This is a genomic window from Pseudomonas sp. TE3786 (genome assembly GCF_054057335.1).
Genome location: NZ_JBSRZF010000012.1, coordinates 64,696 through 88,682 on the forward strand (window position 1 = coordinate 64,696; position 23,987 = coordinate 88,682).

Annotated in this window: 25 protein-coding genes and 3 tRNA genes; 11 read left to right on the top strand and 17 right to left on the bottom strand. The window is 59.9% G+C overall.

All coding sequences use genetic code 11. The features are described from left to right. Positions 1-2: 2 nt before the first annotated feature. Genes ACVW0Y_RS14445 through ACVW0Y_RS14460 form a run of 4 tightly spaced genes read right to left on the bottom strand, consistent with a single transcriptional unit; the run spans position 3 to position 2,431 of the window. Positions 3-596 (bottom strand): PilX N-terminal domain-containing pilus assembly protein, encoded by a 594-nt coding sequence (locus ACVW0Y_RS14445; protein WP_457439010.1) that lies wholly within the window; start codon positions 594-596, stop codon positions 3-5. Continuing rightward, the gene (locus ACVW0Y_RS14450; protein WP_457439011.1) at positions 593-1,393 is read right to left on the bottom strand and encodes a PilW family protein; all 801 of its coding nucleotides are present in this window, start codon (positions 1,391-1,393) and stop codon (positions 593-595) included. The genes ACVW0Y_RS14445 and ACVW0Y_RS14450 overlap by 4 nt, the downstream gene beginning before the upstream one ends. A 10-nt stretch (positions 1,394-1,403) precedes the next feature. Continuing rightward, on the bottom strand, positions 1,404-1,925 hold the full coding sequence (gene pilV / locus ACVW0Y_RS14455) for a type IV pilus modification protein PilV (RefSeq protein ID WP_457439012.1): 522 nt from the start codon (positions 1,923-1,925) through the stop codon (positions 1,404-1,406). An 8-nt stretch (positions 1,926-1,933) separates the two neighbouring features. Then, on the bottom strand, positions 1,934-2,431 hold the full coding sequence (locus ACVW0Y_RS14460; RefSeq protein ID WP_457439013.1) for a GspH/FimT family pseudopilin: 498 nt from the start codon (positions 2,429-2,431) through the stop codon (positions 1,934-1,936). 193 nt (positions 2,432-2,624) lie between these two features. On the opposite strand from ACVW0Y_RS14460, the gene thiO reads away from it, so the two are divergent. After that, a complete protein-coding gene (gene thiO, locus ACVW0Y_RS14465; RefSeq protein WP_457439014.1) occupies positions 2,625-3,725 on the top strand; it encodes a glycine oxidase ThiO in 1,101 nt (366 codons plus the stop codon). On the opposite strand, the gene ACVW0Y_RS14470 is transcribed toward thiO, so the two are convergent. The 3 genes from ACVW0Y_RS14470 to ACVW0Y_RS14480 are packed head-to-tail and all read right to left on the bottom strand — an operon-like array spanning position 3,726 to position 6,878. Continuing rightward, positions 3,726-5,066 carry a sigma-54-dependent transcriptional regulator gene (locus tag ACVW0Y_RS14470; protein ID WP_457439015.1) on the bottom strand — a complete coding sequence of 447 codons (1,341 nt, stop codon included), beginning with the start codon at positions 5,064-5,066 and terminating at the stop codon, positions 3,726-3,728. It lies immediately after the preceding gene. Between the two features lie 2 nt (positions 5,067-5,068). Further along, on the bottom strand, positions 5,069-6,661 hold the full coding sequence (locus tag ACVW0Y_RS14475; RefSeq protein WP_457439016.1) for a sensor histidine kinase: 1,593 nt from the start codon (positions 6,659-6,661) through the stop codon (positions 5,069-5,071). Beyond that, positions 6,651-6,878, bottom strand: a complete 228-nt coding sequence (locus ACVW0Y_RS14480; protein ID WP_457439017.1) for a PP0621 family protein — start codon at positions 6,876-6,878, stop codon at positions 6,651-6,653. Before ACVW0Y_RS14480 ends, ACVW0Y_RS14475 begins: the two co-directional genes overlap by 11 nt. 183 nt (positions 6,879-7,061) lie before the next feature. Here ACVW0Y_RS14480 and ACVW0Y_RS14485 point away from each other — a divergent pair, with 183 nt between their 5' ends. Beyond that, positions 7,062-8,693: an NAD+ synthase gene (locus tag ACVW0Y_RS14485; RefSeq protein WP_457439018.1), complete on the top strand. Its 1,632-nt coding sequence runs from the start codon at positions 7,062-7,064 to the stop codon at positions 8,691-8,693. Between the two features lie 167 nt (positions 8,694-8,860). On the opposite strand, the gene ACVW0Y_RS14490 is transcribed toward ACVW0Y_RS14485, so the two are convergent. Next, positions 8,861-9,877, bottom strand: coding sequence for an outer membrane protein assembly factor BamD (locus ACVW0Y_RS14490; protein WP_457439019.1), 1,017 nt, complete (start codon positions 9,875-9,877; stop codon positions 8,861-8,863). A gap of 176 nt (positions 9,878-10,053) precedes the next feature. Between ACVW0Y_RS14490 and rluD the strand changes: the two genes are divergently transcribed. The 3 genes from rluD (at position 10,054) to clpB (ending at position 14,562) form a co-directional block, all read left to right on the top strand. Next, positions 10,054-10,998 carry a 23S rRNA pseudouridine(1911/1915/1917) synthase RluD gene (gene rluD / locus ACVW0Y_RS14495; protein WP_457439020.1) on the top strand — a complete coding sequence of 315 codons (945 nt, stop codon included), beginning with the start codon at positions 10,054-10,056 and terminating at the stop codon, positions 10,996-10,998. Beyond that, positions 10,988-11,728 carry a peptidoglycan editing factor PgeF gene (gene pgeF / locus ACVW0Y_RS14500; protein WP_457439021.1) on the top strand — a complete coding sequence of 247 codons (741 nt, stop codon included), beginning with the start codon at positions 10,988-10,990 and terminating at the stop codon, positions 11,726-11,728. The genes rluD and pgeF overlap by 11 nt, the downstream gene beginning before the upstream one ends. 269 nt (positions 11,729-11,997) lie before the next feature. Then, positions 11,998-14,562, top strand: a complete 2,565-nt coding sequence (clpB, locus tag ACVW0Y_RS14505; RefSeq protein ID WP_457439022.1) for an ATP-dependent chaperone ClpB — start codon at positions 11,998-12,000, stop codon at positions 14,560-14,562. A 153-nt stretch (positions 14,563-14,715) separates the two neighbouring features. On the opposite strand, the gene ACVW0Y_RS14510 is transcribed toward clpB, so the two are convergent. Continuing rightward, the gene (locus ACVW0Y_RS14510) at positions 14,716-15,048 is read right to left on the bottom strand and encodes a PilZ domain-containing protein (protein ID WP_457439023.1); all 333 of its coding nucleotides are present in this window, start codon (positions 15,046-15,048) and stop codon (positions 14,716-14,718) included. Next, complete coding sequence (locus tag ACVW0Y_RS14515) at positions 15,048-17,429, bottom strand: DUF1631 domain-containing protein (RefSeq protein WP_457439024.1); 2,382 nt, start codon at positions 17,427-17,429, stop codon at positions 15,048-15,050. The genes ACVW0Y_RS14510 and ACVW0Y_RS14515 overlap by 1 nt, the downstream gene beginning before the upstream one ends. 205 nt (positions 17,430-17,634) lie before the next feature. On the opposite strand from ACVW0Y_RS14515, the gene ACVW0Y_RS14520 reads away from it, so the two are divergent. The 3 genes from ACVW0Y_RS14520 (at position 17,635) to ACVW0Y_RS14530 (ending at position 17,878) form a co-directional block, all read left to right on the top strand. Beyond that, positions 17,635-17,710, top strand: a tRNA-Asn gene (locus ACVW0Y_RS14520). A gap of 10 nt (positions 17,711-17,720) precedes the next feature. Beyond that, a tRNA-Pro gene (locus ACVW0Y_RS14525) sits at positions 17,721-17,797 on the top strand. A 5-nt stretch (positions 17,798-17,802) separates the two neighbouring features. Then, positions 17,803-17,878: transfer RNA gene (locus tag ACVW0Y_RS14530), tRNA-Lys, on the top strand. Between the two features lie 207 nt (positions 17,879-18,085). Here the strand turns inward: ACVW0Y_RS14530 and ACVW0Y_RS14535 are convergent. The 4 genes from ACVW0Y_RS14535 to ACVW0Y_RS14550 form a co-directional block, all read right to left on the bottom strand. Then, positions 18,086-19,387 carry an NAD(P)/FAD-dependent oxidoreductase gene (locus ACVW0Y_RS14535; RefSeq protein ID WP_457439025.1) on the bottom strand — a complete coding sequence of 434 codons (1,302 nt, stop codon included), beginning with the start codon at positions 19,385-19,387 and terminating at the stop codon, positions 18,086-18,088. 63 nt (positions 19,388-19,450) lie between these two features. Next, positions 19,451-19,624 carry a DUF3094 family protein gene (locus tag ACVW0Y_RS14540; RefSeq protein WP_108098659.1) on the bottom strand — a complete coding sequence of 58 codons (174 nt, stop codon included), beginning with the start codon at positions 19,622-19,624 and terminating at the stop codon, positions 19,451-19,453. A gap of 41 nt (positions 19,625-19,665) precedes the next feature. Beyond that, the gene (locus ACVW0Y_RS14545) at positions 19,666-20,160 is read right to left on the bottom strand and encodes an MOSC domain-containing protein (RefSeq protein WP_457439026.1); all 495 of its coding nucleotides are present in this window, start codon (positions 20,158-20,160) and stop codon (positions 19,666-19,668) included. Beyond that, the gene (locus ACVW0Y_RS14550) at positions 20,157-20,786 is read right to left on the bottom strand and encodes a DUF1780 domain-containing protein (RefSeq protein WP_457439027.1); all 630 of its coding nucleotides are present in this window, start codon (positions 20,784-20,786) and stop codon (positions 20,157-20,159) included. The genes ACVW0Y_RS14545 and ACVW0Y_RS14550 overlap by 4 nt, the downstream gene beginning before the upstream one ends. Before the next feature lie 66 nt (positions 20,787-20,852). Here ACVW0Y_RS14550 and ACVW0Y_RS14555 point away from each other — a divergent pair, with 66 nt between their 5' ends. The 3 genes from ACVW0Y_RS14555 to ACVW0Y_RS14565 all read left to right on the top strand — a co-directional run bounded on the left by ACVW0Y_RS14555 (position 20,853) and on the right by ACVW0Y_RS14565 (position 22,281). Next, on the top strand, positions 20,853-21,278 hold the full coding sequence (locus ACVW0Y_RS14555; protein WP_457439028.1) for a GNAT family N-acetyltransferase: 426 nt from the start codon (positions 20,853-20,855) through the stop codon (positions 21,276-21,278). Continuing rightward, the gene (locus ACVW0Y_RS14560) at positions 21,275-21,955 is read left to right on the top strand and encodes an energy-coupling factor ABC transporter permease (RefSeq protein WP_457439029.1); all 681 of its coding nucleotides are present in this window, start codon (positions 21,275-21,277) and stop codon (positions 21,953-21,955) included. Before ACVW0Y_RS14555 ends, ACVW0Y_RS14560 begins: the two co-directional genes overlap by 4 nt. A 110-nt stretch (positions 21,956-22,065) precedes the next feature. After that, the gene (locus ACVW0Y_RS14565; RefSeq protein WP_457439030.1) at positions 22,066-22,281 is read left to right on the top strand and encodes a hypothetical protein; all 216 of its coding nucleotides are present in this window, start codon (positions 22,066-22,068) and stop codon (positions 22,279-22,281) included. 20 nt (positions 22,282-22,301) lie between these two features. Here ACVW0Y_RS14565 and yacG read toward each other — a convergent pair whose 3' ends face one another. Genes yacG through ACVW0Y_RS14580 form a run of 3 tightly spaced genes read right to left on the bottom strand, consistent with a single transcriptional unit; the run spans position 22,302 to position 23,985 of the window. Continuing rightward, positions 22,302-22,508, bottom strand: coding sequence for a DNA gyrase inhibitor YacG (gene yacG, locus ACVW0Y_RS14570; protein ID WP_108098665.1), 207 nt, complete (start codon positions 22,506-22,508; stop codon positions 22,302-22,304). Beyond that, positions 22,505-23,116, bottom strand: a complete 612-nt coding sequence (gene coaE, locus ACVW0Y_RS14575; RefSeq protein ID WP_457439031.1) for a dephospho-CoA kinase — start codon at positions 23,114-23,116, stop codon at positions 22,505-22,507. Before coaE ends, yacG begins: the two co-directional genes overlap by 4 nt. Further along, positions 23,113-23,985: a prepilin peptidase gene (locus tag ACVW0Y_RS14580; protein WP_457439032.1), complete on the bottom strand. Its 873-nt coding sequence runs from the start codon at positions 23,983-23,985 to the stop codon at positions 23,113-23,115. The genes coaE and ACVW0Y_RS14580 overlap by 4 nt, the downstream gene beginning before the upstream one ends. Positions 23,986-23,987: the final 2 nt, after the last annotated feature.

The window sequence follows — 23,987 nt, forward strand, 5'->3', positions numbered from 1 at the left end:
GGTCAGTTCCCGTTATCGAAAAATTTGACGGTGGTCGAGCGCAGGTAAGTCGCGTTACTGCTGATTTGATTAACTGCCTGGCTATTTACTTCATAGCGAAACGTACCGGTCCCGCCTTCCATGTTGCCGTATTCCGGATTCTCTGACTCGGCGTCGCCCGCCCCTGAAGGGGCTGGCTTCGCATACCAATTAATATTGGTGTTGCTGTTGGCTTTTGTGCCATTTTCCGGGAAGTAGGGGCGTGATTTGCCTGCGGTAGCAAAAAGCAGATCGTAGGTGTACTGGCCATCTGTGAGTGATAGCAAGCAAGGATCAGGGCGGGAGCCGGAGGCGGCAGTAGCACAGTCTGTGGTTGGTTCCAGAGGGTACATAGAGTCCACCACACTTAGTTCGCCGTCTCTCAATCCACTCTCGGCGCTGTTGAACAATTTTTGTTGTTCGGTGAAATTACCTGTAATTCGAGACTCAAGAGTGACTTCACGGGTGCTTGATAAGGCTAATAAGGTAATGACTAACAATATAATGAGGGCGATAAATAGCGAGGCACCTTGTTGGGTTTTAGGCAGTGCTACGTGACGTGAGCTATTTGGGTTCATGGCATGCGGTTCCTGAGCATCACGGTATTTTGCGAAACTTGATAGATCTGCCCTTGGTCGAGCGTTTTCACCGCGTTGAATTCAGCGGTGGTCGCACCGACAAGATTTTTCCAATTCGCCAGTGCTTCATCTGCGGTAACGGATTCACGTAACTTGCTGCCGGTACTACGCAGTAAGGAAGAAAAGCGGACTGATAGTACGGGCTGATTAGTTGCAGCAGCTGATTTGATATATGACTTGATAGTTTGTGGTGAAGATGCGCTACCAACTCCGAGTTCAAAGCGCAAGTCCATTACGCCACTGATCAATACGGCATCATTAGTGTCTCGGGTGCAAATAAGCTCATTGCTGTCGTTTACGTACAGTCTTTCGACGAAAGTCTCGGTCGCTTTTGTATATGGAGTGGCAAAGTCCGAGGCGGTAGCTACTTTATTGCCAACGCAGTCCCTATCGTTTTGGTCTTTTGGTTGGTAGCGAATGCAGATTGACTTGGCGCTTATGTATTTAACGGTTTGTCCTTCTTCAAAAGAGCAACCGGAGGCAGTCGCTTCCGGGAATGCGGTTTCAAGTGGTTCGTCCGGGCGGCGGCGATAACCGGTCTTGCCAAGTTCATTTTGCAGAAATAACAAAGCAAAGCGTGTGCCTTCCTGGTTTTCCGAAAGGTTTTGCTGAAAGACATAGGTCTTTTTGTTGTCGATGTATATCTGAGTAACTCCCAGAATCAAAAAGCTAGCAATTGCCATAGCAACCATCAGCTCAATCAGCGACAAGCCGAATTGCAGTTTGTGAAATTTCATAAAAAAGATCCTAGAGTTCTGCCCGGAGTCGATAACGACAAGTAGTGGCGGCGCTATCCGCGTCGGTGCTGTCCATGCATTCGCCGGGTTTCACTTTCCAGGCAATTTGAATCTCTACCGCAGAGCCTGCGAGCGGATTACATGCGCCAGGGTTGGTGGTGCGACAGACATAGAAATCTTTGTTCAGCAATTCGTCGGTCACGCCCGGCAGCAGTAGCTTGGCTTTCTTGGCCCAACAGCCGAGTTGTTGGGATGGGTCCAGCGGAGTTTCGGCACAGCCGGCTGCGGGCGCTGCAGGAAAATCACTGCCAGCTTTTTTATAAAAAGCAGAGTTGGCGGGAAGACCAGTGGGTTGCGCCCGCATCGACTCGAGCAAGTCATTGGCTAACGCCGCTGCGGCATTGCGTTGCACGGAGTCCTGAGTGTTTTGTAGGGTGCGAGTCTGCAAGGCAACCATGCCGAGCACACCGATGCTGACGAGGATCAAGGTGATAAGAACCTCGATCATGCTGAAACCACGGTTACTTTTCATAGAGCTGCTCATGGCGTGCAAGAAGTGAGGACGGCACCGGCTTCATCCAGGCCCCGGTTAGCGACACGAATATTGCCGCTGTTGCGAACTTTGATCTTGTAACCATCGGTCGCGACGTCGCCGCGGCACAGAATGATGCTGGGGTTGTTGCTGGTGGTCCCGTTGGGCGCGAAGACCATTGGCACTGCGCTGGTACTGGCGGCCACGGTAATATCGACTACTGGCGTCAGATTGCGCAGTTCGGTAACGGAGGTGCAGTCAGCACCCTTTTTCACGCTCCACACGGAGTTGCTCACGCAAACGGTGTAGGAGGTATTGTTTTGCACGGCGGTGGAGCGCGCGTACTGCAGCAAACTCGCCAGTTCGTTGCTGGTGCTTTGCACCTTGGCGTTATTGATCATGTTGATAAAGCTGGGGATGGCCATCGAGGCAAAAATGGCGAGCAAGACGACGACAACCATCATCTCGATCATGGTGAAACCCCTGGATCCTTTTCTTGCGCGCATAACTTGCTCCTATACCGAGGGTATAGATTCCCACGCTGTCGTAGGATTTGTCGTACATGCGGGGATGAGTGGAAATTTGTAGGCGATGATTGGTTAACCACTTGGAAACTGCCTACAAAACTGTGCGCCAGTTGACGTATTCTTCGCCGCTGTTTTTCCACTTCGATACCGCTACGCGCGCTAAGGGGATGCTTTGACTGATGTGGTAGTGGTGGGCGCTGGCGCTATCGGGATGCTGACCGGCTTGATGCTGGCGGAGCAGGGGATGCAGGTCACCTTGCTCGATAAGTCCCAGGTTGGCGGCGAATCTTCCTGGGCTGGTGGCGGTATCGTTTCGCCGCTTTACCCCTGGCGTTATAGCTCTGCTGTTACCGCACTGGCGCATTGGTCGCAGGACTTCTATCCGGGGTTGGGCGCGAAGTTGCTGGCGCAAACTGGGGTTGATCCTGAGGTGTTTGTCACCGGGCTGTATTGGTTGGATCTGGACGATGAAGCCGAGGCCCTGGCCTGGGCACGCCAACAAGCGCGGCCGCTGCAGTCTGTGTCGATCAGCAGCGTGTACGACGCTGTTCCAGTGCTGGGCCCAGGCTATACACGTGCGGTGCAGATGAGTGATGTGGCCAATGTGCGCAACCCGCGGCTGGTCAAGGCATTGCGCGCGGCATTGGTGCAAATGCCTAACGTGACGCTGCAGGAAAACGCTGCAGTAACCGGTTTTATCCGTGACGGCGACAACGTGGTCGGCGTGCAGACCGCTGAGGGCGAAATCCGCGCGCGGCGGGTGGTGCTGACTGCCGGTGCCTGGAGCGGCGAGCTGCTGGCAACGCTGGGCCTAGAGCTACCGGTGGAGCCAGTGAAGGGCCAGATGATTCTGTTCAAGTGCGCAGCAGACTTCCTGCCGAGCATGGTCTTGGCCAAAGGCCGTTATGCCATCCCGCGCAAGGATGGCCATATCCTGGTGGGCAGCACGTTGGAGCATTGCGGTTTCGACAAGACGCCGACTGACGAAGCGCTGGCCAGTCTCAAAGCATCGGCTATCGAGCTGTTACCGGCTTTGGCAGATGCCGAGGTGGTGGGGCATTGGGCTGGGCTGCGACCGGGCTCGCCGGAAGGCGTGCCTTTTATCGGGCCGCTGCCGGGGCATGCGGGGCTGTGGTTGAACTGCGGCCATTACCGCAATGGTTTGGTGTTGGCACCGGCGTCCTGCCAGTTGCTGGCCGATCTGATGCTGGGCAACACGCCAATTATCGACCCCGCGCCTTATGCGCCGCAGGGTCGATTGGGGTTGCGCTGATCAGTCGATGCCGAGCTTTTTCAGGCGATAGCGCAGGGATCGGAACGTGAGGCCCAGGCGCTGGGCGGCCGCGGTGCGGTTCCAGCGGGTTTCTTCCAGGGCTTGCATGATCAGATTGCGCTCGATGTTTTCCAGGTAATCCTCGAGGTTATCGATCTGCGCCAGGCTGGCTTCGCCGTTTTCACCGGCGGTGCCGGCATCGGCAAGGCGCAGGTCGCTGGCTTGGATGCGGTCGTCTTCGCACAGGGTGTAGGCGCGTTCGAGCATGTTTTCCAGTTCGCGCACGTTGCCGGGGAAACGGTAGTTTTTGAGCTTTTCCAGAGCGTCCGGGTCGAGGCTGGCGGCGGCCAGGCCGGTTCCTTCTGAAAGGCGTTTGAGCATCACGTCGCTGAGTTGGGCGATATCTTCACGGCGTTCACGCAAGGCGGGCACGCGCAGTTCGATGACGTTCAGGCGGTAGTAGAGGTCCTGGCGGAAGCGTCCGGCGGCGACTTCAGCCGCCAGGTCTTTGTGGGTGGCGCTGAGGATGCGCACGTCCACCACCACTTCCTGCTGGCCGCCCACGGTGCGTATGGCTTTTTCCTGGATGGCGCGGAGCAATTTCACTTGCATGGCCAGTGGCAGGTCAGCCACTTCATCGAGGAACAGGGTGCCGCCATTGGCGGCCTGGAACAGGCCCTGTTTGTCTTCGATGGCGCCGGTGAAGCTGCCTTTTTTATGGCCGAAGAATTCGCTTTCCATCAGTTCGGACGGAATCGCGCCGCAGTTCACGGGCACGAACGGCAGGTCGGTGCGCGGCCCTTGTTCGTGAATCAAGCGGGCCACCAACTCTTTACCGCTGCCCGACTCGCCGCTGATATACACGGGTGCCTGGCTGCGGGCCAGTTTGAAGATCTGTTTGCGCAGCGCCCGCATGGGCGGCGAGTCGCCAAGCAGGCGGTTGTCGACAGTGACTTCGTCGCCGTCCCCACTGCGAATACGCAGGGCGGTGCCCACCAGTTCCCGCAAGCGGGCGAGGTCGACCGGTTTGGTCAGGAAGTCGAACGCCCCGGCTTTCAGGGCATTGATGGCGGTGTCGAGGCTGCCATAGGCGGTGATCATCGCCACCGGCACCTGGGGGTGGCGCTGCTGGATATGCTGCACCAGTTCCAGACCGGTACCATCGGGCAGGCGCATGTCGGTCAGGCACAGGTCGAAGGGTTCACGCGCCAGCCACTCGCGGGCCTCTTTGACGTTACGCGCGCTGCGGGTGTCCAGTTTCATACGGCCGAGGGTGATTTCCAGGAGTTCGCGGATATCGGGCTCGTCGTCGACGATCAGGGCTTTTTGCCGGGCGGTCATGGTCAGCTCAGTTTGCGCGGGTGGGCGAAGGTGATACGGAAGCAGCCACCGCCGACGTCGCGGGTTTTGTAGTCCAGACGGGCCTGGTTGCTTTCGCAGAGTTCGCGGGAAATATACAGGCCGAGGCCCGTGCCTTTGTTTTCGGTAGTGTAGAAGGGCTCGAAAATATTCTGCAGGTGCTCGGTCGGCACCCCGGCACCGTTGTCCAGCACCTCCAGCACCGGCAGATCACTGTCGGCATCGCGGAACAGCTTCAGCCACACCTGGCCCTGTTTGTGTTGCAGGGCACTATGGCGCAGGCCGTTTTCCACCAGGTTGGTCAGCACTTGAGTCAGCTGGTTGGGGTCCATGCGCGTCTGGATGGTGCTGCCGGTGGTGTCCAGATGCAGCAGCTGGTTGTCGTTGGTGGTGGTGCGGAACTCGCTGGCAAAGCGGTGGATCCAGTATTTCAGGTCCAACAGTTGCGGCTCGGCCTGACGTCGGCGCGACAGCTGCAGCACGTTTTCAATCACCAGGTTCATGCGCCGCGAGTGGTCCTGAATGATCTGCGCCAGACGCAGGTCCGGGCCGTCGAGGTCTTCCGATTCCTGCAGCAGTTGCGCGGCGTGGCTGATGGCACCGAGAGGGTTGCGGATTTCGTGGGCGATGCCGGCCGTCAGCCGCCCCAGGGAGGCGAGCTTGAGCTGCTGCGCCTGTTGGGCGATTTGCGAGATGTCGTCGAGGAACACCAGGGTGTCCTGCTGCGCGCCGCGTTGCAGGGTGACGAAGCTCGGTTGCAGCACCGGGCCGTCGGCAATCGCCTGCATGCTCAGGGGGCGCAGGGTAGGATTGCGCTGCCAGTGCTGCAGGCGTTTGACCAGCTCCGGGCTGTGCGGGTCGAGAATTTTCCCGGCCAGCTCTTCGCGACCAAGCAAACCCAGGGCACCCTGATTGGCCAGCAGCACGCGGTGCTGGCCGTCGAGCACCAGAATACCGGTGCGCATGCGTTGCAGAATCAGGGCGTTGAGGGCTTCCAGGTTGGCGACATCGGCGGCGCGTTTTTCCGCCAGGGTTTCACTGACCTGCAAGCGCCGGGTCACGCCCTGAACGAACAACGCTGCGGTAAAGCACAAGGCACCGAGGGCACCGGCCTGTACATACTGGGCGGAGGCGGACGGGTTGCTAAGGCTCAGATAGAAGGTCAGGTAGATCAGGCCGATGGCGGCGACCGCGGCGATCAGCAGGCCGATGCGGCCGCGCAGCAAGATATTGGCAATGGCCACGGCGACGATCAGCAGGTTGCCGATCCCGCTCGGGGTACCGCCAGCGGCATAGAACAGGCCCGACAGCAGGATCACATCGACCATGCTCAGGCTGAAGACTTGCGCCAGGTGCTGCGCACGGCGAACCACCAGGGTGATCACGGCGTTGAGGATCAGGTACAGCCAGCTGCCGTACTTGAACAGGTTGTCGTTGGCCAGGTCCAGCAGCTGGTTATCCAGATCGCTGGAGATCAACACCACCAGCATCACACCGATGGCCAGGCGGTACAGGTGGTAGATCTTGAGAATGCGCTGCCCTTGCAGGCCGCTCAGGGCCAGGGCTTCACCGGTCACTGCGGATGGCACCCTGCTCGAGGTGGGCCTGGCTGCAGAACCACTGCGGCCCTTGGCTGAGGGCATGCGCCCTGGGGGTATGCACGCCGCAGTGGGCGCAGCGCACCATGGGTGCCGCTTCCTCGATGCCGGGTTTGGCTGGAGCGGGACGCGTGGCGCGGTGCCACAGCCAGTACACGGCAAAGATCAAACCGATCCAGATCAACAGGCGTCCCATAATTGGCTCTTCTTTTCGTAAGGCAGGCAGTTTAGCCAAGGTCGTGACGCCAGCACAGCCGGGAAGTGGCAAGCTGTGCATTGTTTCCTCAGGACGGCGGTTTTATCGGCGCTAAAGTGTCCTCAGGATTCGATGCGCAACTACGCCGCATCAGTCGCGCCTCTTTTATCGATGGAGGGAGTGATGAGCCAAACCCTGCGGGTCGTGATGGCCCAATTGAATCTGCGGGTAGGCGATGTGCATGGCAATGTCGAGCGCATCATCGCCGCCGCCACCAGTGCCCGCGAGCAATGGCAGGCGGATGTGATCGTGTTTCCCGAGCTTTCGCTGTGCGGTTATCCGCCCGAGGACTTGCTGCTGCGCTCAAGCATGCAACGGCGTATCGAGCAGGGCCTGTTGCGATTGCAAAGCGAGGTGCAGGGCATTTATCTGGTGGTCGGCTATCCCTGGCTGGACGGTGAGCAGCGTTACAACGCCAGTGCGGTGATTGCCGACGGCGCAGTGCTCGCCACCTACTATAAGCAGCGGTTGCCGAACTACCGGGTGTTCGACGAGAAGCGCTACTTCCAGGCGGGCAATACCCCCTGCGTGCTGGAGATCAAGGGCGTGCCGGTGGCGCTGAGCATCTGCGAGGATATCTGGTTCTCTGAGCCCCTGGCCCAGGCCAAGGCTGCCGGTGCCAAGCTGATGCTCAGCCTTAACGCCTCGCCCTTCCATCTGGATAAACAGCGCGAGCGCGAAGCCGTTCTGGCCAAGCGGGTGACCGAGGCGGGTCTGCCGATTCTCTACGTCAACCAAGTTGGCGGGCAGGATGAACTGGTGTTCGACGGTGGCAGTTGCGTGATCGCCGCGAATGGGCAGATCAGCCAGCGGGTGCCGGCCTTTAGCGAAGGGCTGTACCCGGTGGATTTTGTCTATGACGGCCAGCAGATACAGCCCTGTGCGGCCTGTTGCGCACCGGTGCCGGAGCGGGAGGCCAGCGTTTATCAGGCGCTGGTGATGGGCGTGCGCGATTACGTGCAGAAGAATGGCTTCAAGGGTGTGATTCTGGGGTTGTCCGGTGGTATCGACTCGGCCTTGACCCTCGCCGTTGCCGTCGATGCCCTGGGTGCCGAACAGGTGGAGGCGGTAATGATGCCATACCACTACACCGCGCAGATCAGCCTGGAGGACGCCGAAGCTGAGGCCCGGGCGCTGAACGTTGCCTATCGCGTGTTGCCGATTGCGCCGATGGTCGAGGCCTTTGTCGCCACCCTGGCCCCGCTATTCCAAGGGCTGGAGGCGGATACCACCGAGGAAAACCTGCAGGCCCGTTGCCGCGGCACGCTGCTGATGGCGATCTCCAATAAGAAGGGCTATCTGGTGCTGACCACCGGTAACAAAAGCGAAATGGCCGTTGGTTACGCCACGCTTTATGGCGACATGGCCGGTGGCTTCGATGTGCTCAAGGATGTGCCCAAGACCTTGGTGTTCCGCCTCTGCGAATACCGCAACGGTCTGGGGGCGGTGATTCCCCAGCGGGTGATCGACCGACCGCCATCGGCTGAACTGGCACCCGACCAGAAAGACGAGGACTCTCTGCCGCCATACCCGGTGCTGGATGAAATCCTGCGCCTGTATATCGAGTACGACCTCTCGGCCAGCGCCATCATTGCCGAGGGCTTCGACGAGGAGCAGGTCAAGCGCGTGCTGCGTTTGGTGGATATCAACGAATACAAACGCCGGCAGGCGGCTGTTGGTGTGCGGGTGACGCAGCGCGGGTTTGGGCGGGATCGGCGATATCCGATTACCTCCGGGTGGCGGTTAGGAGATTGAGCGCCATAAACCTGTCCTGTAGGAGCGGCTTCAGCCGCGATTGGCGCTGACTGCAAGCACCTCAGGGGCCAAAAAACTTCGTGGCTAAAGCCGCTCCTACAGTACATACGTCTATTTGCAGGCAATAAAAAGGAGGCCGAAGCCTCCTTTTGGCTGCCGATGGCAAATTAATCAAACACGCCAAAGGTCATGTAGCTGAACCACGAACGGTCAGCGCTATTGCCTTCCGCTTCGTGCTCTTCTTCAGCATCGCTGCTTTGATCGGCTGGCAGCAATTCTTCCGGAATTTCCTGCTCTGCGTCCTGGTACTGCTTGATCACGTCCTGGCTGGCGCGGGTTTCGCCCGGTGGCAGCGGCGCGTCGCTTTCGATCAGGCCCAGGGTGGCCTTGCTCAGCCAGCTGCGGTTGTCGGCTTCGTCTTCCTGCGGCACGAACTTGCCATCCACCAGGCTCGGGTGGTCGGGGTAGTTGAGCTTCAGGGTCTGCAGGCTGGTGTCGGCCAGATCGTTCAGGGCCAGGCGCTGGTAGGCCTCGGTCATGATTGCCAGGCCATCGCCGACGGCCGGGGTTTCCTGGAAGTTTTCCACCACGTAACGGCCGCGGTTGGCAGCGGCCACATAGGCCTGACGTTTCAGGTAGTAGTGGCCGACGTGCACTTCATAGGCGGCCAGCAGGTTGCGCAGGTAGATCATGCGCTGCTTGGCGTCGGGGGCGTAGCGACTGTTGGGGAAGCGGCTGGTGAGCTGGGCGAACTCGTTGAACGAGTCACGGGCAGCACCCGGGTCACGCTTGGTCATGTCCAGCGGCAGGAAGCGCGCCAGCAGGCCGACGTCCTGGTCGAACGAGGCCAGGCCCTTCAGGTAGTAGGCGTAGTCGACGTTCGCGTGTTGCGGGTGCAGGCGGATAAAGCGCTCGGCGGCAGACTTGGCAGCTTCCGGCTCGACGTTCTTGTAGTTGGCGTAGATCAGCTCCAACTGGGCCTGTTCGGCATAGCGGCCAAACGGATAGCGGGACTCCAGTGCCTTCAACTTGGTGACGGCGCTGGTATAGCTTTTATTGTCCAGATCGGTCTGTGCCTGCTGGTACAGCTCGGACTCACTCAGATTTTCGTCTACAACTTCATTAGAAGAACAAGCAACGTTGAGAGCGAGGATGGCGATCAGCAGCAGGTGTTTCACTTGCATGGCGGCTTGCGTCCCTGTGACGGCTGGCTGTCTTGAGCAGAGCCGTCCTGTTATGATGAGCGCCCCGGTTACCCCGGGACAAAGACGCCGTATTTAACCACAAGCGCGTAGCCGAAACCAAAGCCTACGCCGCGCCGTTTCCGAGCATTCCTCCAATTAATAAGTTAGCCATCCAGATGCGCGCCGAGGTTCCGTCCGAAATGGGCGGCCAACGCCTCGACCAAGTCGCCGCTCAACTCTTCTCCGAACACTCGCGTTCGCGCCTTACCGCCTGGATCAAGGACGGCCGATTGACGGTGGATGACGTGGTGGTCCGGCCGCGCGACATCGTGCATGGCGGCAGCGTGCTGGTGCTCGACGCCGAGCAGGAAGCCCAGGGCGAATGGGTGGCCGAGGATATCGAACTGGATATCGTCTACGAAGACGACGACATTCTGGTGATCAACAAGCCAGCAGGCCTGGTGGTGCATCCGGCGGTCGGCCATCAGAGCGGCACCTTGCTCAACGCCCTGTTGCACCATGTGCCCGATATCATCAACGTGCCGCGCGCCGGCATCGTTCACCGTCTGGACAAAGACACCACCGGTTTGATGGTGGTGGCAAAAAATATCCAGGCGCAGACCAATCTGGTGGACCAGCTGCAAAAGCGTTCGGTCAGTCGTATCTATGAATGCATCGTCATCGGCGTCATTACCGCCGGTGGCAAGATCGACGCGCCGATTGGTCGCCACGGTCAGCAGCGGCAGCGTATGGCGGTGATGGAAGGTGGCAAGCAAGCCATCAGCCATTACCGGGTGCTGGAGCGCTTCCGCTCGCACACCCATACCCGGGTCAAGCTGGAAACCGGCCGCACCCACCAGATTCGCGTGCATATGGCCCATATCAATTTCCCGTTGGTGGGCGATCCGGCGTACGGCGGTCGCTTCCGCATTCCGCCGGCGGCCAACCCGACCATGGTGCAGGCGCTGAAAGAGTTTCCTCGTCAGGCCTTGCATGCGCGTTTCCTTGAGCTGACTCATCCGGTCAGCGGCCAGCGCATGAAGTGGGAATCGCCACTGCCGGATGATTTTGTCTGGCTGCTGACGTTGCTGCGTCAGGACCGCGAAGCCTTTGTCGGCTGACGATCCGCAGAGCTGGCTGACGCCGGACTGGCCCGCGCCGGCGCGGGTCAAGGCGTGTGTCACCACCCGCGCTGGTGGTGGCAGCCAGGTGCCTTTCGATAGCTTCAATCTCGGTGACCATGTTGGCGATGAGCCAGGTGCCGTGGCTGCCAACCGTCACGCCCTGATTTCCCGCCTGAACTGCCAGCCAGCCTGGTTGCAGCAAGTGCATGGCGTCGTGGTGGCTGATGCCAACCCAGCGCTGGTGGCCGAGGCCGACGCCAGCTGGACCGCCACCCCCGGCATTGCCTGCACGGTAATGACCGCCGATTGCCTGCCAGCCCTGTTCTGCGACCGTTACGGCACGCGTGTGGCCGCCGCCCATGCTGGCTGGCGTGGCTTGGTCAATGGGGTGCTGGAAACTACCCTGGATGCCCTGGCCGTTCCTGCCGATGACGTACTGGTGTGGCTCGGTCCGGCGATTGGCCCGCAGGCATTCGAAGTTGGGCCCGAGGTGCGTGAGGCTTTTATAGCGGTGCAGCCCGAGGCCGATCAGGCGTTTGTGCCCAGCGCCAATGCTGGCAAGTTTCTCGCCGACATCTATCAGCTGGCCCGTCTGCGGCTGGCGGCACGTGGCGTTAGCGCCGTGTATGGCGGTGGTTTTTGCACCGTCAGTGATGCGCGCTTTTTCTCCTACCGCCGCGCGGCGCGCACCGGGCGTTTCGCCTCGCTGGTCTGGCTCGCGCCCTGAAAGGCCAAGGGCATCGCGGCTGAAGCCGCTCCTACGGGTTTTACGGGGTCTTCGTCTCGTAGGAGCGGCTTTAGCCGCGATGCTTTCCCAGCCGCCAACTACAGTCAACGTATGCACCGACCATCACGCCTGTCGGGCCGTTTGACGTTGATCAGCACCCGCACACCTTGAATCCCGAACAATCGACCTCACTTACTTGAGCATCTCGGCAGACATTTTTCACTAGGTGCGTTCATTGCGCCGGCTGCCCTCTAAAGGAAGGTAAACCTATGCGTATCGATCGTTTAACCAGCAAATTGCAATTGGCGTTATCCGACGCCCAATCTCTCGCCGTGGGTATGGACCACGCAGCCATCGAGCCCTTGCACCTGATGCAGGCATTGCTTGAGCAGCAGGGCGGCTCGATCAAATCGCTGCTGATGCAGACCGGTTTCGACGTCAACAGCTTGCGTCAGGCGTTGACCAAAGAGCTCGACCACCTGGGCAAAATTCAGAACCCCACCGGCGACGTTAATCTCTCCCAAGACCTGGCGCGCCTGCTCAACCAGGCCGATCGGCTGTCGCAGCAGAAGGGCGACCAATTTATCTCCAGCGAACTGGTGCTGCTGGCGGCACTGGACGAAAACACCAAGTTGGGCAAATTGCTGCTGGGCCAGGGCGTAAGCAAGAAAGCTCTGGAAAACGCAGTGAACAACCTGCGCGGCGGCGATGCGGTCAACGACCCCAATGTCGAAGAGTCGCGCCAGGCGCTGGATAAATACACCGTCGACCTCACCAAGCGTGCCGAAGAAGGCAAGCTCGATCCGGTGATCGGTCGTGATGACGAAATCCGCCGCACCATCCAGGTTCTGCAGCGCCGCACAAAAAACAACCCGGTGCTGATCGGCGAGCCTGGCGTGGGTAAAACTGCTATCGCTGAAGGCCTGGCCCAGCGCATCGTCAACGGCGAGGTACCCGATGGTCTGAAAGACAAGCGCCTGCTGTCGCTGGATATGGGCGCTCTGATTGCTGGGGCCAAGTTCCGCGGTGAGTTCGAGGAACGCCTGAAAGCGGTGCTTAACGAGCTTTCCAAGCAGGAAGGTCGGGTCATTCTGTTTATCGACGAACTGCACACCATGGTCGGTGCCGGCAAAGCCGAGGGCGCGATGGACGCTGGCAATATGCTCAAGCCATCCCTGGCCCGCGGCGAGCTGCACTGCGTGGGCGCGACCACGCTGAATGAGTACCGCCAGTTCATCGAAAAGGATGCGGCACTGGAGCGGCGTTTCCAGAAAGTTCTGGTGGAAGAGCCCAGCGAAGAAGACACCATCGCCATTCTGCGGGGCCTGAAAGAGCGTTATGAGGTTCACCACAAAGTGGCGATCACCGACGGCGCGATCATCGCCGCGGTCAAGCTCAGCCATCGTTACATCACTGACCGCCAGTTGCCGGACAAAGCCATCGACCTGATGGACGAAGCGGCCAGTCGCATCCGCATGGAAATCGACTCCAAGCCGGAAGTGCTGGATCGTCTGGAACGCCGCCTGATTCAACTCAAGGTCGAGCGTGAAGCGCTGAAAAAGGAAAGCGACGACGCCGCCCTGAAGCGTCTGGATAAGCTGCAGGAAGACATCGCCAAGTACGAGCGCGAATACGCCGATCTGGAGGAAATCTGGAAGTCGGAGAAAGCTGAGGTACAAGGCTCGGCGCAGATCCAGCAGAAAATCGAGCAGGCCCGCCAGGAGCTGGAAGCGGCGCGCCGTCGCAGCGATCTGGAACAGATGGCCAAGCTGCAATACAGCATCATTCCCGATCTGGAGCGCAGCCTGCAGATGGTCGACCAACACGGCAAGACCGAGAACCAGCTGCTGCGCAGCCGGGTGACCGAGGAAGAAATTGCCGAAGTGGTGTCGAAGTGGACTGGTATTCCGGTAGCGAAAATGCTCGAAGGCGAGCGGGAAAAACTGCTGAATATGGAAGGCTTGCTGCACCAGCGGGTGATCGGCCAGAACGAAGCGGTCACCGCCGTGGCCAGTGCCGTGCGCCGTTCCCGTGCCGGCTTGTCCGACCCGGATCGGCCGAGCGGTTCGTTCCTGTTCCTCGGCCCTACCGGTGTGGGTAAAACCGAGTTGTGCAAGGCTTTGGCCGAGTTCCTCTTTGATACCGAAGAGGCGTTGGTACGTATCGATATGTCCGAGTTTATGGAGAAACACTCGGTGGCCCGTCTGATCGGTGCGCCACCAGGCTATGTCGGCTATGAAGAGGGTGGTTATCTCACCGAAGCGGTACGCCGTAAGCCTTACTCGGTGGTGCTCTTGGACGAGGTCGAGAAGGCCCACCCGGACGTGTTCAACGTGTTGCTGCAGGTGCTGGAAGATGGTCGTCTGACCGATAGCCACGGGCGCACGGTGGACTTTCGCAACACGGTGATCGTGATGACCTCGAACCTGGGCTCGGCGCAGATTCAGGAGCTGGTCGGCGATCAGGAAGCGCAACGCGCGGCGGTGATGGATGCGGTGAGCAACCACTTCCGTCCGGAGTTCATCAACCGTATCGACGAGGTGGTGATCTTCGAGCCGCTGGCCCGTGATCAGATCGCCGGCATCGCTCGCATTCAACTGACCCGGCTGGACAAGCGTCTGGCCGAGCGTGAGCTGAAGCTGGAGTTGAGCGACGAGGCACTGGATAAGCTGATCGCCGTGGGTTACGACCCGGTGTATGGTGCCCGTCCGCTGAAACGGGCGGTGCAACGCTGGATCGAAAACCCGCTGGCGCAGTTGATTCTGGGTGGCAAGTTTATGCCCGGCACAACAGTAACCGGCGTGGTCGATGGCGACGAGATCGTCTTCGCATAAGGCCTTCGCAGCAACAAAAAGCCCCGCAGATGCGGGGCTTTTTGTTGCGTCTTGCGCGCCCCTGGAGGAGCGGCTTCAGCCGCGATGCTGTTGATCCACCTGCGCCAGCAATCGCGGCTGAGGCCGCTCCTACAGGAGCCGGATTGATAGGCGCTACAGGCGGTTAAGCAAACCTTCGAGCAGCACGGCCTGGTCTTCAGCCAGGTCGATAATGTGAAAACCCGACCAGCAATGCTGCCCATCGGCACCGGGGCGGCTCCACAGGCAGTCAGCGCCCAGGCGTACTTCGGTCAGGCCCTCCACCGGTGGGTAGGAAACCAGGCGGCATTCCAGTAGAGCGTCTGCTTCCTGGGGGGAGTCGCCAAAGATCATAAAGCCTTCGGCTGACAGATCGACCACGCGGCCCAGATGGCGCTCGGTATGCAGGTCGTAAACTTCCAGGTGCAAGTCTGCGGCGTGTCGACTGTGCTGACGACGATCGTCCATTACGGCTCCTTAACTGTGTCGGCGCGACCGGTGAAGCGTTGCAACACTCGGTAGATGGCGGTCAGGGCGCGGTCCATCAGGGGCGGCTCGCGTTCCATTTGGAGGATGCGAACCAAACCTTGTTCCATCTCGTTGGCTAAAAGTGTCAGCGGCTTTATCGCCACACGTTGACCGCTGTGGTCAACGAACATGTAGTTGTGGGTAGTCGGGCTGAACCATGACAGCTTCAGGTTGCGAACCTGTGCACCGTCGACAAATTCAAACCAGGTGCCGAATTCGATCCGCCCCAGTTCCTTTGCAATCAACTGCGCCTGGCGCGACAGCCCGGAGGCGCGCGGTGCCGAGTTGGCCAGCTCGGCATCTTCGCCGAGCATGGCACCAAGCGGGCTTTCCGGCAGCACCGGGTTGAGCTTGGCGGCTACCAGCGGTTGCTTGGCCTGTACCGCGTGCTGGCAGGCGACGATGTCCTGCAGCAGGCGGCGGATACCGTCTTCGTGGTAACCGCCGAGAATCTCCAGGCCTTTGCGCAGGTCGTCCAGCAGTTGTACGCGAATGCTCTGCAGGCGTTCCTGGCCGGCGGCGTTCAGCGGCGTGCTACTCCACGCAAGCTGCTCGGCCACTTCGCTGTAGCGCAACCACTCGGCACTGCGCTCACCGTGACGCAACAGGACGAAGACCAGGGCGTCGGTCCAGGTCAGTTCGAGGAAGTTGCGGATCAGCGGCGGCGGCTGACGATTGGCCAGGGCGCGGGCAATGATATCCACCGCTTGCTGGCGGGCACCGAGCAACTTGTCGCGGCCCTTGGCGGCCTCGACGGCGCGGCGCTCGCGCAGGGCCACCTTATGCTGCAGGTTGGTGGTGAACTCGTTGAACTCTTCGAGCAGGCTGTCGAATAGCTTGAGGTCGCCATCGAAACCTTGAATGACGCGCTCGACCACCCAGTGAATTTTCGCCAACAGACCACGATCATCTTCCTCGCCGCCATACAGCACACCGGCCTGAGCCATGGCGTTGAGCAATTTGCGCGCGGGGTGATGGTGCTGGGTGAACAGGGCTTTATCCAGCAGGGCGACTTTCAGATACGGGGTGTGCAAGTGCGAAAGGGCGGTCTTGCAGTTATCCGGCAGGTTTTCATCATCGAGGATAAAGTCGAACAGCATGCCCACCAGGTCGATGACATCCGCTTCCTGGTCCGACAGCTTCTGCTGGCCAGGCTGGCTGCTGTGGGTTTCCAGTTGCTGTTGCAGATCGACCTTGAAGTCTTCCACCTGCTGCGGACGTTGCAGACGCTGGGAAAAATCCAGCGCCGACTGTTGCTGCAGGCGATTCAGCGCTTCCAGCAGATCGTTGGCGGCATAAGTGCGCGTCGCACCCTGGGGAGCGAAACTGGCGATGCTGCGGGTGCCACCTAATAAAGGCGCGTCGACATTGTAGTGACGGCGCTCGCCAAGCAGGGCCGCCAGGCTGCTGAACAGCGCGGTCGGGTCGGTCGGCTCGGGGCCGGAGGCATCGTAGGGCACGCGCGGTGCATCGGCGCTTGCGCCGGCGATGCCTGCAGGAGCCTGGGTGGTGCTGGCTGGAGCGGGTTCGCTGGCCCGCGGCGCTTCAGTTACGGGCGCAGTAGCGGCGGGTGCGGGCTCGCGAGGTACCGACGGTGTACGACGAGCATCGGGCGTACGTTGCGGTGCGTATTTCAGATTGGGCAATACACCGGCATCGATCAGGCGCTGGTTCATCGCTTCATACAGGCGGTCGAGGCTCTGCATGACATGGCGATCGAACAGCATATACAGGATGGTTTTGATCTGCGGCGGGAAGGGCGTGGGTGCCAGCGCTTCGCGGAAGGCCTGGGCAATGGCGCGCGGGCCGAACGGGTTGCTGTCTTCACCGAGCTTCTGGCCGTTGTTCAGCACCGCCAGTCGTTGCTCGAGGGCAAACAGCGGCTCGGCGCAGCGAGCCTTGACCCGGCTGACCATATTGGTGACTTGCAGGCTCTCTTCATAATCTTCGTTCTGAATCAACGACAGATCTTCAGCCCGCAGCCCGATTGCGCTTGCCTCGGGTTCCAGAGTGCCTTCGAGAAAGTTGGAAAAATTCTTCGCCACACGTTGGTGGTAGCTGCGTTCGATCTGCGGACGCTGTCGACGAATCTCGCGCATGTTATCGAAGAACAACGATTGCACTTTGTTGTTCTCGGCTTTCTCTGCGCATTCGAACAGCGTGTCATCAACCTGGCCGAAAACCCCGGTGAGGTGTTCGGCCAGACGATTCATCGCGAGCTTGCGGCAACCCTGCACCAGTTCACCAAAGCGCGGTTGAATACCGCGGCTGGCAAGCGTCTGGTTGGTTCGTGGTAGTGGGGGTATGTCCTGCGTGCTCATGGACTGTCCTGTTCAAGCCGGCCGGCTTATGCATCCTGCAGCGATCATATCTCAGGCAAACATAGAGTGGCGATCACGTTGCTGCAAATCATTGTCTTAAAAGCTATTTAGGGGGTTGACAGGGTTTCGAATATCCTTAAAATGCAGCGCCTCGATACGGCAAATGCCTAACAGCAAATGACGTAAAGAGATGGAAGCAAGTAGTTCCGCGATAGCTCAGTCGGTAGAGCAAATGACTGTTAATCATTGGGTCCCAGGTTCGAGTCCTGGTCGCGGAGCCAATCTTTCAACCGGGGTATAGCGCAGTCCGGTAGCGCGCCTGCTTTGGGAGCAGGATGTCAGGAGTTCGAATCCCCTTACCCCGACCATTTTTGGGTCGTTAGCTCAGTTGGTAGAGCAGTTGGCTTTTAACCAATTGGTCGTAGGTTCGAGTCCCACACGACCCACCATTTTTGGCTCTTGATGTTAAAGAGTTAAATCTTAGGAAAAACGTTGAAAGACGGAGTATCCAACAAAAAAGGCACCCTTCGGGGTGCCTTTTTTGTTTGTGCTTTTTAAAGCGGTTAGTTCCCGTAGGAGCGGCTTCAGCCGTGATGCTCTTAAAAGATCAAAGCATCGCGGCTGAAGCCGCTCCTCCGAGTTTCGTGAATCGAATATCAGTGCAGCTTCAACCGCGGCTCTGTGCCACGACCGATGCGGTCGCTAAGCATCAGCATCATGGTGCGGAACACACCGTACAGGGCCATCTGGTGCATGCGGTACAGCGATACGTAAAACATCCGCGCCAACCAGCCTTCCAGCATTACGCTGCCGGTCAGATTGCCCATCAAGTTGCCGACTGCAGAAAAACTCGCCAGGGAAATCAGCGAACCATAGTCGCGGTAGCGATAGGTTGGCAGCGCTTTGCCTTCAATTCGCAGCTTGAGCGATTTGGCCAGTAACGAGGCCTGTTGGTGCGCCGCCTGGGCGCGTGGCGGCACATTGCGGCCGTCCTCACCGGGCTGCGGGCAGGCCGCGCAATCACCGAAGGCAAAGACGTTGTCGTCACGGGTGGTCTGCAGGGTAGGGCGTACCTGCAGCTGATTGATGCGGTTGCTTTCCAGGCCGTCCAGCTCCTTGAGAAAGTCCGGCGCACGAATGCCGGCAGCCCAGACCTTGAGGCTGGCCGGAATATCCTGCCCCTGTGCGGTCTTCAGGCTATCGCGGGTTACCTCGCTGACTGCGGCGTTGGTCAGCACCGTGACGCCGAGTTTCTCCAGAGTTTTATGCACCGGCTGACCGATGCGCTCGGGCAAGGCTGGCAGCACACGCGGGCCCGCTTCGATCAGGGTGATGCGCATGTTTTCCGGCTTGATGCTGTCCAGACCATAGGCTGCCAGCTCATGGGCGGCGTGATGCAGCTCAGCGGCCAGCTCGACACCGGTAGCGCCGGCACCGACGATGGCGACGCTGATCTGCTCGGCATGGTCGGTCTGATTGGCGTGGGCACGCATATAGTGGTTGAGCAGCTGGCGGTGGAAACGTTCGGCTTGCACGCGAGTGTCGAGAAACAGGCAGTGCTCTGCCGCGCCAGGTGTGCCGAAATCGTTGGTGGTGCTGCCGACGGCAATCACCAGGCTGTCGTAATCAAGCGTGCGCGCCGGGACCAGCTCATCGCCCTGTTCATCCAGGGTGGCGGAGAGGCGGATTTTTTTCGCGTTGCGATCCAGCCCTTCCATACGGCCTAACTGAAACTCGAAGTGGTTCCATTTGGCCTGGGCGACATAGTTCAGCTCATCTTCCGATGAGTTCAACGAGCCGGCCGCTACCTCATGCAGCAGCGGTTTCCAGATGTGGGTGAGGTTGGCATCGACCAGGGTGACGCGCGCCAGGTCGCGTTTGCCCAGGGTCTTACCCAGGCGGGTAGCAAGCTCCAAGCCGCCGGCACCGCCGCCGACAATAATGATGCGATGGGACATGGTGATATCTCATAAGGCTTTCAGGGATTCGGGGGCAAGCCGGCAAGGCGAGCGCGAAGCAGCTCATAGCACTAACCGACTAAGTAAACGGCTGAGCAGGCCCAGGCCAATGACCGAGGCCAACACAATGAAGAGAAGAAACCATGGGCGGAACGGCCGGCGCTCGACTTGATGCTGTGGCGCACTGAGGTACTGGTCGACGCGTTGCTGATCGTCAGGACTGAGTCGGCTGGTCATGGCAGGCCTCGTGTGGGATGAAAGCATTCTAGTCGTGGGTTTTAGTCTGGCTCAACGTAAAGCGTGTCCTGCAAACGAATAATCCCGCTTTCCAATACTCGCGCGGTAATGCCGCCATGTCCGCGGGCTGCCTGAAAGGTGCCGCGCCCCAGGCGTTGTTCCAGCCGTGCGCAGGGTTGGCACCAGCCGGTGGTTTCCAGCAGCGCCTGACCGAGGCGAAAGCGCCGGTTCTTCAAGCTGAATAAATTGATACCACTGACGGCGATATTGCGGCGCATGTCAGCCGGGGTAAGCGCCTGGTCGGCGGGGCGTCCTAATAAGGCACTGATCACCGCCAGGTGTTCCCATTGAATCAATGTCACTTGCCGAGCATTGCGCGGGCCGGGGCGGGTGTGATCGCCGGTCAACCCGGCCTCGCGCCGTGGTTCCACGGCATCCAGCTCGAGCATCGGTTGCCGCGCTACCGGCCGTACGCCAATCCAGCGCACTTCGCCTTGTTGCGGTACGTCGGCAATAAGTTCCAGCAGTTCGCTCATAGGCTGATTCCAATATCCAGCAGCACGGTGCGGCCGAGGTTGATGCGCAGAAAATCCGGTGCTCCAGGGTGGGCGAAGAGCACGCGGGCGAAGTTGGGGCCTAACACGGATAGCGAGCGCCAGCCTTGATGCAGAAACTCGGTAGGCGGTGGGAACGCGCTGTTGAAGTCGGTGATCTCGCGCTTGAGGTTGACGTAGGCGAGCATGTCCAGCTTGGCGATGTCGATATTGCGTTCGCGGTAGCTGGCGGTTTTCTTGCGCAGGGTCGGGGCCAGGCGGTTATGCAGCTCGGCGGCGCGGATCTTGCGCGGGCGGGCTTCATGTTCGACCAGCTGACTGAGGGAGTAGGCGTTGCGCCGTCGTTCCAGCTCCTGACGCCATTCATCGTTGAGGCGTCGGCCTTCATCGAGGACAAAAAACACCTCGAAATGGGCGTCATGGAACAGCACGTCGGGCGGGTCCTGGCTGGCGGCGCTGAACTCCTCCAGGCGGTGCGGCACATTCAGGGCCTGCAAAAACCGGCGGCAAACCCAACGCTCCCGCTCCCATTTCTGTGCATTGGAGAGCAGCGCATTGGCCTGTTCGGCTTGATCGGTCAGTAGACGCAGGTACTCAGAGTCATCCATGCCTGCAAGCTTAGCCCGCAGACGAGGCCGGTGTAGACTGCGATTTCGTTCAGGCTGGAGCCAGCTATGTCGATTCGCCCTGTGCTGCCCGCAGATCACCCCGCCCTGCTTGCGCTGTGGCAGGCCGAGCCGAGCATTCGCCTGCGGGCAGAGGACGCCTTCGAGCCGTTTTGCGCTTATCTCGCACGTAACCCTGGGCTCAGTCTGGTGGTCGAGCGCGACGGGCAATTGCTCGGCAGCTTGATGGTCGGGCATGACGGACGCCGCGGTTACCTGCAGCATCTGCTGGTGGCTCCGGCCTTTCGCGGGCAGGGGCTGGCCAAGGCGATGCTCGATGACGCGCTGGCACGGCTATGTGAGTTGGGTGTGGATAAGTCCCATGTGTTTGTATTGAGCGACGCTGAACCTGCCTTGGCGTTCTGGGCGGCGCAATCTGGCTGGCAGGTGCGTGAGGACATTCAGGTGTATTCGACGCGGAAGATGCCGTCGTGATCGCGGCTGAATTGTTGTCTACCACCACCTTGGCGGTTGGCTGGTTGGTGTATTTGCCGGCCTTGGCTTGGGCCGCTTATCGAGCGCCATGGCTGGAGTTGTTCAGCGATATTCGCCGTCAGCACCTGTTGTTCGGCACGGTGCTGATACTGTTTCTGCTGTGGTTGGTGCGGCGCGATTTTGAGGTGGGGGTGTCTTTTCATTTCATCGGCATGACCGCCGTCACCTTGCTGCTCGACTGGCCCCTGGCCGTGCTGGGTGGAGTGGCTGCCCAGCTTGGCTTGTTCGCCATCGGCCGCCAGGATCTGGCGGCGCTAGGCGTCAATGGCGTGCTCTTGGTGCTGGTGCCAGTACTGGTTACTGAGGTCTGTGCGCTGTGGGTCGAGCGTCGACAGTCACAGAATCTGTTCGTCTATATCTTCTGTTCCGGCTTTTTTCCCGCGGCCCTGGCGGCCTTGCTCTGCGTGCTGCTGGGGCTGTGGGTGCTGTGGCTGGACGAGCGTTTTCCGATGCCATTCTGGCTGGAAGATTTTATCGGCTACCTGTGGCTGGTGATGTTTCCCGAGGCCTTTATCAACGGCATGTTGATCACCGCTCTGGTGGTATTCAAGCCGGAGTGGCTGGAAACCTTCAATCGCGACCGCTACCTGCAGGCACCGTGGAAAGATGACGACTGATTCGCCGCTTTTATAGCGAACCGGGGCTTGATCTGGGTCAGACGCGCGCCGGGCACACTTGCCACGCTGCAACGCAGCCACAACGGCAATTCAACGGAGGAGTTAGGGCGATGAGTGTGCATACATGGGCCAGGGAGCAAATGCAGAGCAGCCTGCAATCGGCGGGCGCAAAGGGCTTCGAGCCAGGATTGGCATTGCGCGCGCTGCTCAGTGCAGTGGTGGAGCAGAGCAAGGGCTATCGCAGCCCTGCCGACCTGGCGCAGGAGCTGCAATTTCTGGCGGATAACCTGGACGACGACCGCGATTACAGCTTTATGCGGCCCTGACTTTTATTGAGGCGAGGGCCTCAGTGGCGCTGCGGCGGGATATCGAGGTCGCTGGAAAACAGCTCGTCTTCCAGTGGGTTGCCGGGGATGGCGTGTTCTTCGGCCGCCCAGGCACCGAGGTCGATCAGCTTGCAGCGCTCGCTGCAGAACGGTCGGCTGGCACTTTGCGGGCCCCACTCGACGGGCGCGCCGCAGGTTGGGCATTTAACGATTGGAGCTTGGCTCATGGCTGGCCTCCATGAAGGGTGAGATAAAAACGGTGCAGGCGTTCAACTTCGCTCTGCAGCCAGGGTAGATCGCGGTCATTGAGCAACACGTCGTCGGCATGTTTCAGGCGTTCTTCGCGCAGGGCCTGGGCCTTGAGAATGGCGTTCACCTGCTCCTCTGACACCTGATCACGCCGCATGGTGCGCTGCAATTGCAGGTGCTCGGGGGCGTCCACCACCAGCACACGCTGAGTCAGCTTGTGTTGCCCGGACTCGACCAATAGCGGCGAGACCAGGATGGCGTAAGGGGATTTTGCACTGGCCAGGCTGGCGATAATCTCTGCGCCGATCAGCGGATGCAGCAGCGCTTCCAGCCAGCGGCGCTCGTCAGGGGCCTGAAAGATGCGGGCGCGCAGGGCGGCGCGGTCCAGCTCGCCATTGGCCTGCAATACCTCAGGACCGAAGTGCGCGGTGATGGCCGCCAAGGCCGGTTTACCCGGCTCCACCACCCAGCGCGCGGCGTGATCGGCGTCCACACAATGCACGCCGAGGTCGATAAAGTGCTGGGCTACCGCGCTCTTGCCACTGCCGATGCCGCCAGTGAGCCCGAGAATCCAAGGTGTGGTCATTTAAATCCGGCGATTTGGAGATAGGTGCCGGTTATTTGATCACCCCAGAGCAAAGCAATCCAGCCAGCAATTGCCAGGTAGGGGCCGAAGGGGATTGGTGTGCTGGTTTCGGCATTACGCAAACGCAGCATGATCACCCCCAATACTGCACCGACCAGCGATGACAGCAGAATGGTCAGCGGCAACACCTGCCAACCACCCCAAGCACCGAGCATGGCCAGCAACTTGAAGTCGCCATAACCCATGCCTTCCTTGCCGGTGACCAGCTTGAACAGCCAATACACCGACCACAGGCTGAGGTAGCCAGCGATGGCACCAAACAGCGCATCCTGCGGGCTGGCGAACAGGCCGAACTGATTGACGAGCAGGCCGACCCACAGCAGTGGCAGCACCAGATCGTCCGGCAACAGCTGGTGATCGATATCGATCAGGCTCATCGCCAACAGGCCCCAGGTCAGCAACAGCATGGCACCGGCTTGCCAGTTGAAACCGAAGTGATACGCCACATAGGCCGAGAGCAGACCGCAGGTCAGCTCCACCAACGGGTAGCGTTTACTGATCGGTGCCTGGCACGACGAGCATTTGCCTCGCAGGGCCAGCCAGCTAACAACCGGGATATTTTCCAGCGCCTGGATTTCATGCTCACAGTGCGGGCAGCGCGAGTTCGGCAGCACCAGATTGAAGGTTTCGCCCTTGGGCTCGGCCGGCAGCTCGAGAATTTCCCGCGCCTGGTTTTGCCAATCGCGCTTCATCATCACGGGGAGGCGGTAGACCACCACGTTGAGGAAGCTGCCGACCAGGAGGCCGAAGATAAGGGCGCAAAAAACAAAGGCCAGCGTTGAGCTGGCCAGGAAGTCGATAAAGGGCATTG